Genomic DNA, 14,704 nt, shown 5'->3' on the forward strand with positions numbered 1-14,704 from the left:
CGCAGCACCCGATGGAAGAAAGATCAAAGGGCGTAGGTGACTTAGATTTTGCCAACCAGGTCCAGTGATGGAGCCAGCGTTGCGTCGCCTTCTTTCCATTTAGCCGGGCAAACTTCACCTGGGTGAGAAGCCACGTACTGAGCCGCTTTCACTTTACGCAGCAGGTCAGACGCGTCACGGCCGATGCCTTCTGCAGTGATTTCGATGGCCTGGATGATGCCTTCCGGGTCAACGATGAAGGTACCGCGGTCAGCCAGACCTTCTGCTTCACGCATGATTTCGAAGTTACGGGTCAGAGCACCGGTCGGGTCGCCGATCATCGCATACTGAATTTTCGCGATGGTGTCTGAAGAACCGTGCCAGGCTTTGTGGGTAAAGTGCGTGTCAGTTGAAACGGAGTAGATGTCTACGCCCAGTTTCTGGAACTCTTCGTAGTGGTCTGCCACGTCACCCAGTTCAGTCGGGCATACAAAGGTGAAGTCAGCCGGGTAGAAGAAGAAAACACTCCATTTACCTTCAACGTCTTTCTCGGTTACGTCGATGAATTCGCCGTTTTTGAATGCAGCGTTTTTGAACGGTTTGATTTTGGTATTGATGATAGACATGGGTGACCTCCGTTAAAAAGATGTGATGCAGGCTACATAATTTTCGGGCCAACTTCTAATATGCAGACGTTATCAATCAGATAATCAAAAGCTATCAAAGTGCCGACGCCAGATTTGATGCGGCTTGCCGCGGCATTCTACACAGAAAAGCCGCAGAGTTAACAGGCTTTATCTTTGCGCGCGGCAACTGCTATTTTTTTATAAACATTCAATCATCTTTGCTGCACAATTCAACTGCGTGCGCAACGCCGCTACAAAACGTGCCCGCTTACTCGTCATGGAGTCTGGAAGTGAAAATTCGTCTTTTTGAAGAAGCCGACCGCCCTTTTTTACGCACGCTGTATCTCGCGGCGCGCCGTCATAACTGGACATGGCTGGCCGGCGACGACTGGCAGCTGGAAGATTTCGACGCGATTATCCCCGGTGAAACGGTACTGGTAGCGGAGACCGACGGCCACCGTGCAGGCTTTGCCGGCGTGATGGATAACGATAATTTTTTGCACAGTTTGTATGTCGATCCGGCCTTTCAGGGCCAGGGCGTCGGCAGTGCGCTGCTGAACGCGGTGCAGCAACGTTTTACCTCCACCGGCGCGCTGAAATGTCTGCTCCAGAACGAAGCGGCGCTGCAGTTTTATCAGCAGCACGGCTGGCAGCGCGAAGCGCTGGGAGAGAGCGAACAGGGTCAGTACGTGTTGATGCACCTGCCGCTGGCGTCACGCACCAGCGGCAGCTAAGGCTTAAACCGCGCGGAAGGCGATGTCGCCCGGAATCACCTCGCCCTGCCAGTAAAGCTGGGCGGCAACCCGGCCCGCAAGTTCACGATACAGCGCGGTGAATTCACTCTCCGGACGGCGAATCACGGTCGGTTCACCATCGTCGAGATCTTCGCGCAGATTAATGTGCAGCGGCAGCTGAGCCAGCAGGCGGGTGTGATAATCCTCAGCCAGCTTCTGCGCACCGCCGGTACCAAAGATTGGCTCGTGATGGCCGCATTCGCTGCAGATGTGCATGCTCATGTTTTCCACCACACCCAGCACCGGCACGCTGACTTTTTCGAACATCACCATGCCCTTGCGCGCATCAATCAGCGCAATGTCCTGCGGCGTGGTCACCACCAGCGCGCCGGTCACCGGCACGTTCTGCGCCAGCGTCAGCTGAATGTCACCGGTGCCCGGCGGCATGTCCAGAATCAGGTAATCGAGATCCGGCCACAGCGTTTCGTTCAGCAGCTGCATCAGCGCCTTGCTGGCCATCGGTCCGCGCCACACCATGGCGTTATCGTCGGTCACCAGATAGCCGATTGAGTTGGTTGCCAGGCCGTGCGCCATGATCGGCGCCATGTGCGTGCCATCCGGCGAGGTGGGACGCTGCTTTTCGGTGCCGAGCATGTCCGGGATCGACGGACCGTAAATATCCGCATCAAGAATACCGACGCGCGCGCCTTCGGCCACCAGCGCCAGCGCCATATTCACGGCGGTGCTGGATTTGCCCACGCCACCTTTACCGGAGCTGACGGCGACGATGTTTTTCACGCCGTTGACGCCCGGCTGATTTTTCACGCGTTTCAGGGTGGCGATGTCATGACGCAGCCGCCAGTCGATGGCGCGCGTGTTGGTCAGGCGCAGCAGTTCTGCACTGGTCTGGGCTTTCAGCGCCTCAAACGCGCTGGCCCAGGCAAATGGCATCACCAGTTCAATGTGCAGCTTGTCGTCGAGCAGCGCCACGTGGCGTAGCGCTTTGAGGGTAGTCAGATTGTGTTGCAGCGTCGGATGCTCAAACTCGCTCAGCACGCCGATAACCACGGCGCGCAATGCTTCAGGTGAATGATGGTCCCGGGATTGTGCGGTCATCCCAACTCCTTATTTAGTCATGACGCCAGACGATGGCGGTGTGCCATCAATCATATCAGATAGGCGCTAAAAGTGACGTGGCCGAGCTGCTGTGTTTACGCCAGAGGGTGCTTCGGTTAACATCTAAGCCCGATTTTTTATTCACGGAATGCTACGCAAATTATGACTCAAGTCGCTAAAAAACTACTGGTAACGTGCGCCCTGCCGTACGCAAACGGCTCTATCCACTTAGGTCACATGCTTGAACACATTCAGGCTGACGTGTGGGTCCGTTACCAGCGAATGCGTGGCAATCAGGTGTTCTTCATCTGTGCGGACGACGCCCACGGCACGCCGATCATGCTGAAAGCCCAGCAGCTGGGTATCGCGCCGGAGCAGATGATTGCGGAAATGAAGCAGGAGCATGAGACCGATTTCGCAGGTTTCAACATCAGCTATGACAATTATCACTCCACGCACGGCGACGAAAACCGCCAGCTGTCTGAGCTGATTTACACGCGCCTGAAAGAGAACGGTTTCATTAAAAACCGCACCATTTCGCAGCTGTACGATCCGGAAAAAGGCATGTTCCTGCCTGACCGCTTCGTCAAAGGCACCTGTCCGAAATGTAAATCGCCCGATCAGTACGGCGATAACTGCGAAGTGTGCGGCGCGACCTACAGCCCGACCGAGCTGATTGAGCCGAAATCGGTGGTGTCAGGTGCGACGCCGGTGATGCGCGATTCTGAACACTTCTTCTTCGATCTGCCATCCTTCAGCGCGATGCTGCAGGCGTGGACGCGCTCCGGTGCGCTGCAGGAGCAGGTTGCAAACAAGATGCAGGAGTGGTTTGAAGCCGGTCTGCAACAGTGGGATATCTCCCGCGATGCGCCGTACTTCGGCTTCGAAATCCCTGGCGCGCCGGGCAAATATTTTTACGTCTGGCTGGATGCGCCAATCGGCTACATGGGATCGTTTAAGAACCTGTGCGACAAACGCGGCGACATCGATTTCGACGAGTTCTGGAAGAAAGATTCCAGCACCGAGCTGTATCACTTCATCGGCAAAGACATCGTCTATTTCCACAGCCTGTTCTGGCCAGCGATGCTGGAAGGCAGCAATTTCCGCAAGCCGACCAACCTGTTTGTGCATGGTTATGTCACGGTGAACGGCGCGAAGATGTCGAAATCGCGTGGCACCTTCATCAAAGCCAGCACCTGGCTGCAGCACCTTGATGCCGACAGCCTGCGCTACTACTACGCGGCCAAGCTCTCTTCGCGCATCGACGATATTGACCTTAATCTGGAAGATTTCGTCCAGCGCGTGAACGCTGACATCGTTAATAAAGTGGTGAACCTCGCCTCACGCAACGCCGGCTTTATCACCAAACGCTTTAATGGCCAGCTGGCAAGCGAACTGGCAGATCCGGCGCTGTATCAGACCTTTGTTGATGCGTCAGAGAAGATCGGTGAAGCCTGGGCAAGCCGCGAATACAACCGTGCGATCCGCGAGATCATGGCGCTGGCCGACCTGGCCAACCGCTACGTTGACGAGCAGGCACCGTGGGTGGTGGCGAAACAGGAAGGCCGCGATGCCGACCTGCAGGCGATTTGCTCGATGGGTATCAACCTGTTCCGCGTGCTGATGACCTGGCTGAAGCCGGTGCTGCCGTCGCTGAGCGAGCGCACAGAAGCCTTCCTGCAAAGCGAACTGAGCTGGGATGGCATTGCGCAGCCGCTGCTCAACCACAGCGTAGCGCCGTTTAAAGCGCTGTATGGTCGTATTGAGATGGCAAAAGTGGAGGCGCTGATTGCGGCTTCGAAAGAGGACGCAGCGGCGGCGAACCAGCCGGCGGCAAGCGGTCCACTGGCCGATGCACCAATTGGCGAGACCATCACCATTGATGACTTCGCCAAAGTCGACATGCGCGTAGCGCTGATCGAGCAGGCTGAGCTGGTAGAAGGTTCCGATAAGCTACTGCGTCTGCAGCTGGATCTGGGTGGCGAGAAGCGCCAGATTTTCTCCGGCATTCGCGCCGCTTATCCGGATCCGTCGGTGCTGGTGGGCAAGATGACCATCATCGTCGCTAACCTGGCGCCGCGCAAAATGCGTTTTGGCGTGTCCGAAGGCATGGTGCTGTCTGCCGGCCCTGGCGGCAAAGATCTGTTTGTGCTGTCAGTGGATAGCGGTGCCCAGCCGGGTATGCCGGTGAAGTAAAGGTCAGTGCGCGCTGGCCCTCACCCTAACCCTCTCCCGCTTACGGGAGAGGGAACTGCTGAGTGCGGGGGTTGGGTTCAGAGCCAGACCTGCACATAGCAAAACCCCGCGCAAGACTACCCCCTCTCCCGCCTGCGGGAGAGGGCTGGGGTGAGGGGAAAACCGCACCGCGCTTATCGCGCCAGCATCAGACAGCGATAAATCTCCGCCATTACCGCCTCAAATTCATTAAACTCCTGATGATTCCAGAAGCGCAGCTTTGTGCTGACAGTGAATAGCGGTGCCCAGCCGGGTATGCCGGTGAAGTAAGGGTTGGTGCGCTCTGGCCCTCACCCTAACCCTCTCCCGCTTACGGGAGAGGGAACCGTTAAGTGCGGGGTTTGGGTTCAGAGCCAGTCCTGCACATAGCAAAACCCCGCACAAGACTACCTCCTCTCCCGCTTACGGGAGAGGGAACCGCTGAGTGCGGGCTCTGGGTTCAGAGCCATGCCTGCACCTCGTTCGCTTGACTCACTCTCCCGCATTAAAAAGGGCCGAACAGCGCACGTTGTTACCCAGGTATCAAACCTGCACATAGCAAAACCCCGCACAAGAATACCCCCTCTCCCGCCTGCGGGAGAGGGCTGGGGTGAGGGGAAAACCGCACCGCGCTTATCGCGCCAATATCAGACAGCGATAAATCTCCGCCATCACCACCTCAAACTCATTAAATACCTGATGATTCCAGAAGCGAATTACGCGCCAGCCGCAGCGCTGTAAATACGCCGTGCGCCGGGCATCGTAAGCCTGATCTTCAGGCGTATTGTGCTGTCCACCATCCAGTTCCACGATCAGCGATTGCTCAACGCAGGCAAAATCAACGATGTACCCTCCAACTGGATGCTGGCGGCGAAACTTCGCGCCACACACATTTCGGTTGCGTAAATAGCGCCATAGTTTTTGCTCCGCTTGCGGCATCGCCTTTCGCAGCGCGCGCTGCGGTTGCACGGTGTGGTTCATCGCTGCTCCTTCGCTCTGGCCACCAGCTTACGCCGCTTTACTCAGCTTCAAAGCAGAGGTGTTGAAATCCTGAATCTGCATTCCAGTGTGATCGCTAGCACGCTAAGCGCTTAATGCGTATGATGAAGCGCCACGAAAACAGGAGCCTGACATGCCCACCGTGCTATCTGCCTGCTGGCGCTATCTGCGCGCCTTTGCCATCGTCTATGCCGCGCTGTACGCCGGCAACGGCCTTGCCGCCCTGCTGCCATTCACCATTCCCGGCAGCATCCTTGGCATGCTGTTGCTGTTTGCCCTGCTGGCGCTGCAGATTATCCCGGTAACGTGGGTGAAACCCGGCTGTCAGCTGTTGATCCGCTACATGGCGCTGCTGTTTGTGCCGATCAGCGTTGGCGTGATGGGCTACACCGATATCCTCAGCGCACAGTTTGGCCCGATTGTCGTCTCATGTATGGTCAGCACCCTGCTGGTGTTGCTGATTGTCGGCCTGAGCGCCGAGCGCCTGCAGCGTCCGAAGGAGTCCGGCCATGAGTGACGCCTGGTGGTCACTGCCACTTACCGTGGTGGCGTATCTGCTGGCACGCCGTCTGGCAGCCAGAATCAACCTCTCGATTGTCAATCCACTGCTGGTGGCCATGGCGATCATTATTCCACTGCTGCTGCTGACGCACCTGCCCTACGCGCGCTATTTCGCTGGCAGCGCGCTGCTTAATCAACTGCTGCAGCCCGCCGTGGTGGCGCTGGCGCTGCCGCTGTATGAGCAGATGCACCAGATTCGCGCGCGCTGGAAAACCATCATCAGCGTCTGTTTTATCGGCAGCATTACCGCCATGGTGTCCGGCACGGCGATCGCGCTGTGGATGGGGGCGACGCCGGAAATCGCAGCCACCATTCTGCCGAAGTCGGTGACCACGCCCATCGCCATGGCAGTGTCGGGCTCGCTACACGGTATTCCCGCCATCAGCGCCATTTGTGTATTGATTGCTGGCGTGCTGGGCGCGGTGTTTGGTCACATGCTGCTGAATCTGTTTAAAGTGCGCAGCAAGTCCTCACGCGGGCTGGCGATTGGCAACGCGTCTCATGCGCTCGGCACCGCGCGCGCCGCGGAGATTGACTATCAGGAAGGCGCCTTTAGCTCACTGGCGCTGGTAATCTGCGGCATCATCACCTCGTTACTGGCGCCCTTCATTTTTCCTTTGCTGATGCGCTTACTGGGGTAAAACTTGCGAGAGATCTCGCAAAGTTGAAACAAGCCAATCAGCTTGCATTGTCATAGCGACATGGATCACATATAAACCTTGAGGCGGCGCTTCGCCGCTGACGAGTTAATGAGGCCATAACATCATGCATGCACGATTCACTTCCGCTTTCTCTGCCCTGCCCGCTACGCTGCAGAGCGCGCTTCAGCCGCTGCTGGATGCCGCTGATTTTCACGGCGTGCTGCGACCGCAGGAGGTGACTCAGCTGCAACAGGCAACCGGTCTGGATGATGATGCGCTGGCACTCGCACTGCTGCCGATTGCCGCCTGTTGTGCCGTGGCACCGGTTTCGCACTTTAACGTGGGCGCTATTGCGCGCGGCATCAGTGGCCACTGGTACTTCGGTGCCAATATGGAGTTCTTACATGCGCCACTGCAGCAAACGGTCCACGCCGAGCAGAGCGCAGTCACGCATGCCTGGCTGCGGGGCGAAGCACAGCTGGCAACCATTACCGTCAACTACACGCCGTGCGGACACTGCCGCCAGTTTATGAATGAACTCAATAGCGGTACGGCGATTCGCATCAGCCTGCCGGGCCGCGCGGTCAGCACGCTGGCCGACTATTTACCCGATGCCTTTGGCCCGGCCGATCTCAATATCAGTGAACGGCTGCTGACGCCGGTCGACCACGGTTTCCTGCCGCAGGGCGATGCGCTGCAGCAGGCCGCGATTGATGCCGCCAGCCGCAGCCATGCACCTTACAGCCAGAGTTATAGCGGCGTGGCGTTACAGAGCCGCAGCGGCCAGATTTACACCGGGCGCTATGCCGAAAATGCCGCCTTTAACCCGAGCCTGCCGCCATTACAGGCCGCGTTGATTCTGATGAATATGCACAACGAAGCGCTGGAGGAGATTCAGCAGGCGGTGCTGGCAGAAAGCGCCGACGCCACGCTGAGCCAGTTTGATGCCACGCGCACCACCCTCGCCGCGCTCGGCTGCAGCAATTTCTCAGTTACTTTAGTTTCGAAACCAACAGTTTAGTGATCCTTTTACCGCTTTTGTGACCTTCTATTAACAAAAGCTGTACATCTGCAGGAATTTTCATAGGATCGGGCGCCAGAACTTCACAATAAACGGGTCTGGCGTTACCTTCTTGCTGGCGACACGTCAGAAAACACTGCAACCGGAGCAAACACTGCATGGAACTCGAGTACGAAAGTAAACGTCCGCTGTATATTCCTTACGCGGGTCCGATCCTGCTGGAATTTCCGCTGTTGAACAAAGGCAGCGCCTTCTCGCTGGAAGAACGTAACGAATTTAACCTCAATGGCCTGCTGCCAGACGCCGTAGAAACCATCGAAGAGCAGGCCGAGCGCGCCTGGCGTCAGTTCCTGGACTTCAAAAACAATAACGACAAGCACGTCTACCTGCGCAACATCCAGGACACCAACGAAACGCTATTCTATCGCCTGCTGGACAACCACCTGGAAGAGATGATGCCGATCATCTACACCCCAACGGTTGGCGCGGCGTGCGAGCACTTCTCTGAAATTTACCGTCGCGCGCGCGGGGTGTTTATCTCCTACAACAACCGCGACCGCATTGAAGACATGCTGCAAAACGCCACCAAGCAGAATGTCAAAGTCATCGTAGTCACCGACGGCGAGCGTATTCTCGGCCTCGGCGATCTGGGCATCGGCGGCATGGGCATTCCTATCGGTAAGCTGTCGCTGTACACCGCGTGCGGCGGCATCAGCCCGGCCTACACCCTGCCGGTGGTGCTGGATGTCGGTACCAATAATCAGCAACTGCTGAACGATCCGCTCTACATGGGCTGGCGCCATCCGCGCATCACCGGCGAAGAGTATGAAGCCTTCGTTGATGAATTCATTCAGGCGGTGAAGCGCCGCTGGCCAAACGTGCTGCTGCAGTTTGAAGATTTCGCGCAGAAAAACGCCATGCCGCTGCTGGAGCGTTACCGCGATGAGATCTGCTGCTTCAATGATGATATTCAGGGCACGGCCGCTGTCACGGTGGGCACGCTGATCGCCGCCAGCCGCGCTGCAGGCAGCCGTCTGTGCGAGCAGAAAGTGGTGTTCCTCGGTGCCGGTTCCGCCGGCTGCGGTATCGCCGAACAGATCGTCGCACAGATGAAATCTGAAGGCCTGAGCGATGATGAAGCGCGCGCGCGCGTGATGATGGTAGACCGTTTCGGCCTGCTCACTGACAAATTGCCTAACCTGCTCGATTTCCAGAGCAAGCTGGTGCAGAAGAGCGACAATCTGAAAGACTGGGACGTCACCAGCGATTCGATTTCACTGCTCGACGTGGTGCGCAATGCCCGGCCGGATATCCTGATCGGCGTTTCCGGCCAGCCGGGACTGTTCACCGAAGAGATCATTCGCGAGATGCACAAGCACTGCAAACGCCCGATCGTGATGCCGCTCTCGAACCCGACCTCACGTGTGGAAGCGACCCCGGCAGATATTATCGCCTGGACCGACGGTGACGCGCTGGTCGCCACCGGCAGCCCGTTTGCACCGGTCACCTGGAAAGGCAAAACCTACCCGATTGCCCAGTGCAACAACTCCTATATCTTCCCGGGTATCGGTCTCGGCGTGATCGCTGCCGGCGCCACCCGCGTAACGGATTCGATGCTGATGACTGCCAGCCGCGCGCTGGCTGACTGCTCACCGCTGGTTAACGACGGTGAAGGTCCGGTGCTGCCAGAGATTAAGGACATCCAGGGCGTCTCCAAAGTGATCGCCATGGAAGTGGGCAAAGCGGCGCAGCTGGCGGGCGTGGCGGTGGTCACCTCCGAGGACGTGCTGTCGAAAGCCATCAACAACAACTTCTGGCTGCCGCAGTATCGTCACTACCGCCGTACCTCGATTTAATTGCAGACCGACGCTGCCGCACGCTTCAGGTGCGGCAGCGCTTAAAAAAACGCCAGCCGACCGGCGCGAACTTGCTTAGCCGTGCCGCCTCAAGTAGCCTTGACCCATCTGAATTTTCGTCAACCGAGTGCCCGTGCGCATACTTAAACGCGTTTTCTTTGCTCTGTTTATCATCATCTTACTGGTGATGGCGACCGCGCTCGGCCTCGATCGCTGGATTAGCTGGCGAACCGCGCCGTTTATTTATGAAGATGTCGCTTCGCTGCCGCATCGTCAGGTCGGCGTGGTGCTGGGCACCGCCAAGTATTATCGCACCGGCGTCATCAATCAGTATTATCTGTATCGCATTCAGGGCGCGCTCAACGCTTACAACAGCGGCAAGGTAAATTATCTGCTGCTGAGCGGCGATAATGCGCTGCAGAGCTACAACGAGCCGATGACCATGCGACGCGATTTAATCAAAGCCGGCGTCGATCCCTCTGACATCGTGCTGGATTATGCCGGTTTCCGTACGCTGGACTCGATTGTGCGCACGCGCAAAGTCTTCGACACCAACGACTTCATCATCATTACCCAGCGCTTCCACTGCGAACGCGCACTGTATATCGCCCAGCATCTGGGCATTCAGGCGCAGTGTTATGCCGTGCCGTCGCCCAAGAATATGCTGTCGGTGCGGTTCCGCGAGGTGGGTGCACGCCTCGGTGCGCTGGCGGATCTCTATCTGATGAAGCGTGAGCCGCGTTTCCTTGGCCCGCTGGTGCCGATTCCGGCGGTGCATGAAGTGCCGGAAGATGCCCAGAGCTACCCGGCGGTCACACCGGAGCAGTTGCTCGAGCTGGAAGAGAAGCTGCGGAAATAATCGGCGAGAGGCCAGCAGCCGGATCTGACGTTGGCGAGTTAAGCAGGATCGCGGCGATGCTGCCGGTGCGCATCAATGCGCACCCTACAAAATACCGGCCATCCCCTGCAAGTCTCACCGCTATTCTCAATGTGCAAAAAAACAACGAGGGCCGCGTTGCCGCAGCCCTGATGGTTAAACTTGTTCTCTGCTATTTTTTGCGTGCGTATTTCAGCGAATCAAGCGCCACGGCGAAGATGATGATGCCGCCCTTGATGATGTACTGCCAGTACGGGTTCACGCCGATGTAGGTCAGACCGTAGTTGATGACGGTGAAGATGATCACACCGGTCACCACACCCGCGACGGTACCTACCCCACCGGCGAACGACACGCCGCCCACCACGCAGGCCGCAATCGCATCCAGCTCATACATAAAGCCGAGGTTGTTAGTGGCGCTGCCGATACGGCCCGCTTCCAGCATCCCGCCGAAGGCATAGAACACGCCGGACAGCGCATACACCAGGATCAGGTTAAGCGGAACGTTAACGCCAGAGACTTTCGCCGCTTCCGGGTTACCGCCGATAGCAAAAATGTTTTTGCCGAAGCGGGTTTTATTCCACAGGATCCAGACGAACACGATAGCGATAATCGCATAGAAGGTGATGAACGACAGCTTGAAGTCGCCGAAGCGCAGGAAGCCCTGGGCAAACTTCGAGAAGCCAGCGTCAAAACCGGCAATCGGTGAAGCGCCCACGAAGTCGTAGTACAGCGAGTTGATGCCGTAAACGATGATCATGGTGCCCAGCGTGGTGATAAACGGCGTCACCTTCAGGTAAGCGATGATCACGCCGTTAACCAGACCAATCACGCCACCGATGATGCACACGGTCAGAATCACCAGCGGAATCGGCACGGTTTCCAGATGCGGGAACACCTTATTGGCGTTATCCATCGACTGCAGCAGCGTTGCTGCCACCACCGCCGCCAGACCCACCTGGCGACCCGCCGACAGGTCAGTGCCCTGGGTCACGATCAGACCGGCTACGCCCAGGGCGATAATAATACGGACCGATGACTGAGTCAGAATGTTACTCAGGTTCATCAGGCTTAAAAAGGTCGGATCCTGGAAAATAATAATCGCCAGCAGTACCAACAGGACAACATAAATGCCGCCCTCTTTTAACCAGGTTAGCGCATTCTTTTTAGTAGTCGCTTTCATGTTAAAGCCCTTGCTTCATTAAAGGTGTAATGACGCTAAACGCAGGATTTCATTCTGCGAGGTCGTTTTAGTATCGACAATGCCCGCTACCTGACCATTACTCATTACCAAAATACGGTCGGTAATGCCCAGCAGCTCTGGCATTTCAGAAGAGATAATAATGATGCCCTTTTCTTTTTTCGCCAGCTCCGAGATCAGCTGATAAATCTCGAATTTAGCGCCGACGTCAATACCGCGCGTCGGTTCATCAAGCATCAGTATTTCCGGCTGCGTCAATAACCAGCGACCAATAATGACTTTTTGCTGGTTACCGCCGGAGAGCGATCCAATTTGGGTATGATGGCCGGGTGTTTTCACCCGCATGGCATCAATGACCCACTGGGTATCGCTTTTCATGCGTTTATTATCCAGCAGACCCATACTGGATTTATATTTCTTGATATTAGAAATGAGCGAGTTAAAACCAATATCCAGGTAGGCATAAATCCCGGTGGAACGCCGCTCTTCCGTTACCAGCGCAAAACCATGGTTGATGGCTTCGTTGGCGCTGTGGTTATTAATCGCTTTACCGTGCAGCTTAATGGTGCCGCCCGACTTCTCACGGATACCAAATAAGGTTTCCACAATGTCAGTACGCTTGGCGCCCACCAGGCCGGCAATCCCGAGAATCTCGCCTTTGTGCAGGTCAAACGAGATATCACGGATCGATGGCTGGCGCAGCGAGGTCAGGTTGCGCACCTCCAGAATCACTTCACCCGGCACGTTAGTTTTGTCCGGGAAGCGCTGGTTGAGCGAACGGCCGACCATCATGGCGATGATCTTGTCCATGTCCAGCCCTTCCAGCGGCTGAGTGGCAATCCACTGGCCGTCACGCAGAATGGTGATCTCATCGCACAGCTGGAAAATCTCTTCCATTTTATGCGAAATATAAACAATACCGCAGCCGCGATCTTTCAGCTTACGGATAATGGTAAACAGGTGGTTAACTTCTTTTTCGGTCAGCGATGACGTGGGCTCATCCATAATGACGATTTTCGCGTCATAGGAAAACGCCTTGGCGATTTCAATCATCTGCATTTGCGATACCGAAAGCGTCGCGACTTTATCGCGCGGATCGATATCAATATCTAATTCATCAAAGATCGCTTTGGTATCACGATACATTTTATCCTGATCGACAAACGGACCTTTGCGCGGATAGCGCCCCAGCCACATGTTGTCCATCACGTTGCGCTGCAGCACCAGATTTAATTCCTGATGCACCATTGAAACGCCGTTTTCCAGCGCCTCTTTGGAGGATTTGTAATCTATTTCCTCACCCTGAAACAGGATGCTCCCCGTATCCTTTTTATAAATCCCAAACAGGCATTTTAATAAAGTGGATTTACCGGCGCCGTTTTCACCCATTAAGGCATGGACGGAGTGCGGCCGCACTTTTAAATTCACATTATCTAAGGCTTTCACCCCTGGAAATGATTTCGAGACATTCGTCATCTCCAGCAGATATTCTCGCTGTGTGGTCGGATTCTCACTGGCCATAATTTACCTGGCTAAAAAAAGCGTTGGTCAGATGCAATAAGGCGCGGCAGAAAAGCCGCGCCCGGGACGAATTACTTCACAAACTGCGACAGGTTTTCTTTATCAACCGGTACGTACGGTACGCGTACTACTTTGCCATCCATCTTGAAGTTGGTACCTGCGGTTGGCTCTTTGCCATTGGCCAGGTTGTTAGCAATGTCCAGCGTGGCTTTCGCCTGGTTTTCCGCATCGTTCAGCACGGTACCGGCCATCGCACCGGATTTCACCAGCGCCAGCGCTTCTGGCAGGGCGTCAACACCAAATACCGGAATGCTGGTTTTGTTGTGCGCCTTCAGCGCTTCAACCGCACCCATCGCCATCGCATCGTTGTTCGCGATGATTACTTCAATTTTGTTGGCGTTCGGGCCAGACAGCCAGGCGTCCACTTTGTCTTTCGCCTGCGCGGTATCCCACATTGCAGTATCCATCGCCAGCTGCTGGGTTTTGATGCCGTCTTTGTTCAGGGTTTCGATAACGTATTTGGTACGCGCTTCGGCATCCGGATGGCCCGGTTCACCTTTCAGCAGCACGAACTGAATCTGACCGTCTTTGTTCAGATCCCAGGCTGGCGTGGCTTTCCAGTGTTTCTCGATCAGCTCACCCTGCTTGATGCCGGACTCTTTGGAGTCGGTACCGACATAGTAAGCTTTGTCGTAGCTGGCCAGCACTTTCGCGTTAGGCTCTTTGTTGAAGAACACCACCGGCACGTCGTTCGAGCGCGCTTTGTCGATCACCACTGCCGCAGCAGCCGGATCCACCAGGTTGATGGCCAGCGCTTTCACGCCTTTCGCCATCAGCACGTCAATCTGGTCGTTCTGTTTGGATTGGTCGTTCTGTGAGTCGTTCATCAGCAGCTGAATGCCGCCAACGGCTTTCGCCTCTTTTTCGATGTCTTTGCGCACCATCGACATGAAGTTGTCGTCATATTTATAAATTGTCACGCCAATGCGGGTATCGGCGGCGTGCGCAGTTGCACCAAACATCATGCTGGCAACCAGTGCTGTGAGCGTGAAAACCTTCTTATTCATGGTATCTCCGGTTTTTTTATGCAGGGTATTTCATCGCGCCGTATTGCCTGCGGGCAGACAGCGCAGTCGGTTGAAACGCTATTTTTTATGGGGCAGGCGCTGCTACCAAGCCGGACCACCATCGCTATCCTGACTTCCCTGTAGGTAAACGCTTCCTGAAGTGTGTTGTGAACCATTTCAATCGGCTACTGAAACCAGACCGGGGAAGGAAAGCCCGGCGTTACATAATGTTTCAGTCCGGTAAGACGCTGCCATCATAGTGAGCGCCATGTTAATTAACTGTGAATACAA

General features: G+C 56.0%; 13 protein-coding genes. 7 read left to right on the forward strand and 6 right to left on the reverse strand.

Going from position 1 to position 14,704, the window contains the following annotated elements; all coding sequences use genetic code 11:
• Nucleotides 1-41: 41 nt before the first annotated feature.
• A complete protein-coding gene (gene ahpC / locus OXR61_RS11635; protein ID WP_010617942.1) occupies nt 42-605 on the reverse strand; it encodes an alkyl hydroperoxide reductase subunit C in 564 nt (187 codons plus the stop codon).
• Nucleotides 606-895: 290 nt separating this feature from the next.
• Here ahpC and OXR61_RS11640 point away from each other — a divergent pair, with 290 nt between their 5' ends.
• Nucleotides 896-1,339, forward strand: coding sequence for a GNAT family N-acetyltransferase (locus OXR61_RS11640; protein ID WP_021509293.1), 444 nt, complete (start codon nt 896-898; stop codon nt 1,337-1,339).
• A 3-nt stretch (nt 1,340-1,342) separates the two neighbouring features.
• On the opposite strand, the gene apbC is transcribed toward OXR61_RS11640, so the two are convergent.
• Nucleotides 1,343-2,455, reverse strand: coding sequence for an iron-sulfur cluster carrier protein ApbC (gene apbC, locus OXR61_RS11645; RefSeq protein WP_021509292.1), 1,113 nt, complete (start codon nt 2,453-2,455; stop codon nt 1,343-1,345).
• A 162-nt stretch (nt 2,456-2,617) separates the two neighbouring features.
• On the opposite strand from apbC, the gene metG reads away from it, so the two are divergent.
• Nucleotides 2,618-4,651, forward strand: coding sequence for a methionine--tRNA ligase (metG, locus tag OXR61_RS11650; protein WP_031280054.1), 2,034 nt, complete (start codon nt 2,618-2,620; stop codon nt 4,649-4,651).
• Between the two features lie 651 nt (nt 4,652-5,302).
• Here the strand turns inward: metG and OXR61_RS11655 are convergent.
• Nucleotides 5,303-5,650, reverse strand: a complete 348-nt coding sequence (locus tag OXR61_RS11655; RefSeq protein WP_021509290.1) for an endonuclease domain-containing protein — start codon at nt 5,648-5,650, stop codon at nt 5,303-5,305.
• Nucleotides 5,651-5,801: 151 nt separating this feature from the next.
• On the opposite strand from OXR61_RS11655, the gene OXR61_RS11660 reads away from it, so the two are divergent.
• The 5 genes from OXR61_RS11660 (at nt 5,802) to sanA (ending at nt 10,606) form a co-directional block, all read left to right on the forward strand.
• Nucleotides 5,802-6,185 (forward strand): CidA/LrgA family protein, encoded by a 384-nt coding sequence (locus OXR61_RS11660; RefSeq protein WP_021509289.1) that lies wholly within the window; start codon nt 5,802-5,804, stop codon nt 6,183-6,185.
• The gene (locus OXR61_RS11665; RefSeq protein WP_021509288.1) at nt 6,178-6,870 is read left to right on the forward strand and encodes a CidB/LrgB family autolysis modulator; all 693 of its coding nucleotides are present in this window, start codon (nt 6,178-6,180) and stop codon (nt 6,868-6,870) included. Before OXR61_RS11660 ends, OXR61_RS11665 begins: the two co-directional genes overlap by 8 nt.
• Nucleotides 6,871-6,994: 124 nt before the next feature.
• Complete coding sequence (gene cdd / locus OXR61_RS11670; protein ID WP_021509287.1) at nt 6,995-7,891, forward strand: cytidine deaminase; 897 nt, start codon at nt 6,995-6,997, stop codon at nt 7,889-7,891.
• 158 nt (nt 7,892-8,049) lie between these two features.
• A complete protein-coding gene (locus OXR61_RS11675) occupies nt 8,050-9,747 on the forward strand; it encodes an NAD-dependent malic enzyme (RefSeq protein WP_021509286.1) in 1,698 nt (565 codons plus the stop codon).
• A gap of 139 nt (nt 9,748-9,886) precedes the next feature.
• Entirely contained in the window at nt 9,887-10,606 is a 720-nt protein-coding gene (sanA, locus tag OXR61_RS11680) for an outer membrane permeability protein SanA (protein WP_031280053.1), read from the forward strand.
• Nucleotides 10,607-10,796: 190 nt separating this feature from the next.
• Here the strand turns inward: sanA and mglC are convergent, their stop codons facing one another.
• The 3 genes from mglC to mglB all read right to left on the reverse strand — a co-directional run bounded on the left by mglC (nt 10,797) and on the right by mglB (nt 14,413).
• Entirely contained in the window at nt 10,797-11,807 is a 1,011-nt protein-coding gene (mglC, locus tag OXR61_RS11685) for a galactose/methyl galactoside ABC transporter permease MglC (protein WP_021509284.1), read from the reverse strand.
• Nucleotides 11,808-11,825: 18 nt separating this feature from the next.
• On the reverse strand, nt 11,826-13,346 hold the full coding sequence (gene mglA / locus OXR61_RS11690) for a galactose/methyl galactoside ABC transporter ATP-binding protein MglA (RefSeq protein WP_021509283.1): 1,521 nt from the start codon (nt 13,344-13,346) through the stop codon (nt 11,826-11,828).
• 71 nt (nt 13,347-13,417) lie between these two features.
• Nucleotides 13,418-14,413: a galactose/glucose ABC transporter substrate-binding protein MglB gene (gene mglB, locus OXR61_RS11695; protein ID WP_021509282.1), complete on the reverse strand. Its 996-nt coding sequence runs from the start codon at nt 14,411-14,413 to the stop codon at nt 13,418-13,420.
• Between the last annotated feature and the right edge of the window lie 291 nt (nt 14,414-14,704).

It is taken from the genome of Pantoea sp. GM_Pan_4 (assembly GCF_026541005.1).
GTDB classification, from domain to species: Bacteria; Pseudomonadota; Gammaproteobacteria; order Enterobacterales; family Enterobacteriaceae; genus Pantoea; species Pantoea dispersa.

What these genes read in the sequence shown, in the direction of transcription:
- mglA (WP_021509283.1), bottom strand. Translation starts at nt 13,346, where the DNA reads ATGGCCAGTGAGAATCCGACCACACAGCGAGAATATCTGCTGGAGATG.
- mglC (WP_021509284.1), bottom strand. Translation starts at nt 11,807, where the DNA reads ATGAAAGCGACTACTAAAAAGAATGCGCTAACCTGGTTAAAAGAGGGC.
- OXR61_RS11665 (WP_021509288.1), top strand. Translation starts at nt 6,178, where the DNA reads ATGAGTGACGCCTGGTGGTCACTGCCACTTACCGTGGTGGCGTATCTG.
- ahpC (WP_010617942.1), bottom strand. Translation starts at nt 605, where the DNA reads ATGTCTATCATCAATACCAAAATCAAACCGTTCAAAAACGCTGCATTC.
- mglB (WP_021509282.1), bottom strand. Translation starts at nt 14,413, where the DNA reads ATGAATAAGAAGGTTTTCACGCTCACAGCACTGGTTGCCAGCATGATG.
- metG (WP_031280054.1), top strand. Translation starts at nt 2,618, where the DNA reads ATGACTCAAGTCGCTAAAAAACTACTGGTAACGTGCGCCCTGCCGTAC.
- cdd (WP_021509287.1), top strand. Translation starts at nt 6,995, where the DNA reads ATGCATGCACGATTCACTTCCGCTTTCTCTGCCCTGCCCGCTACGCTG.
- OXR61_RS11675 (WP_021509286.1), top strand. Translation starts at nt 8,050, where the DNA reads ATGGAACTCGAGTACGAAAGTAAACGTCCGCTGTATATTCCTTACGCG.
- OXR61_RS11655 (WP_021509290.1), bottom strand. Translation starts at nt 5,650, where the DNA reads ATGAACCACACCGTGCAACCGCAGCGCGCGCTGCGAAAGGCGATGCCG.
- OXR61_RS11660 (WP_021509289.1), top strand. Translation starts at nt 5,802, where the DNA reads ATGCCCACCGTGCTATCTGCCTGCTGGCGCTATCTGCGCGCCTTTGCC.
- apbC (WP_021509292.1), bottom strand. Translation starts at nt 2,455, where the DNA reads ATGACCGCACAATCCCGGGACCATCATTCACCTGAAGCATTGCGCGCC.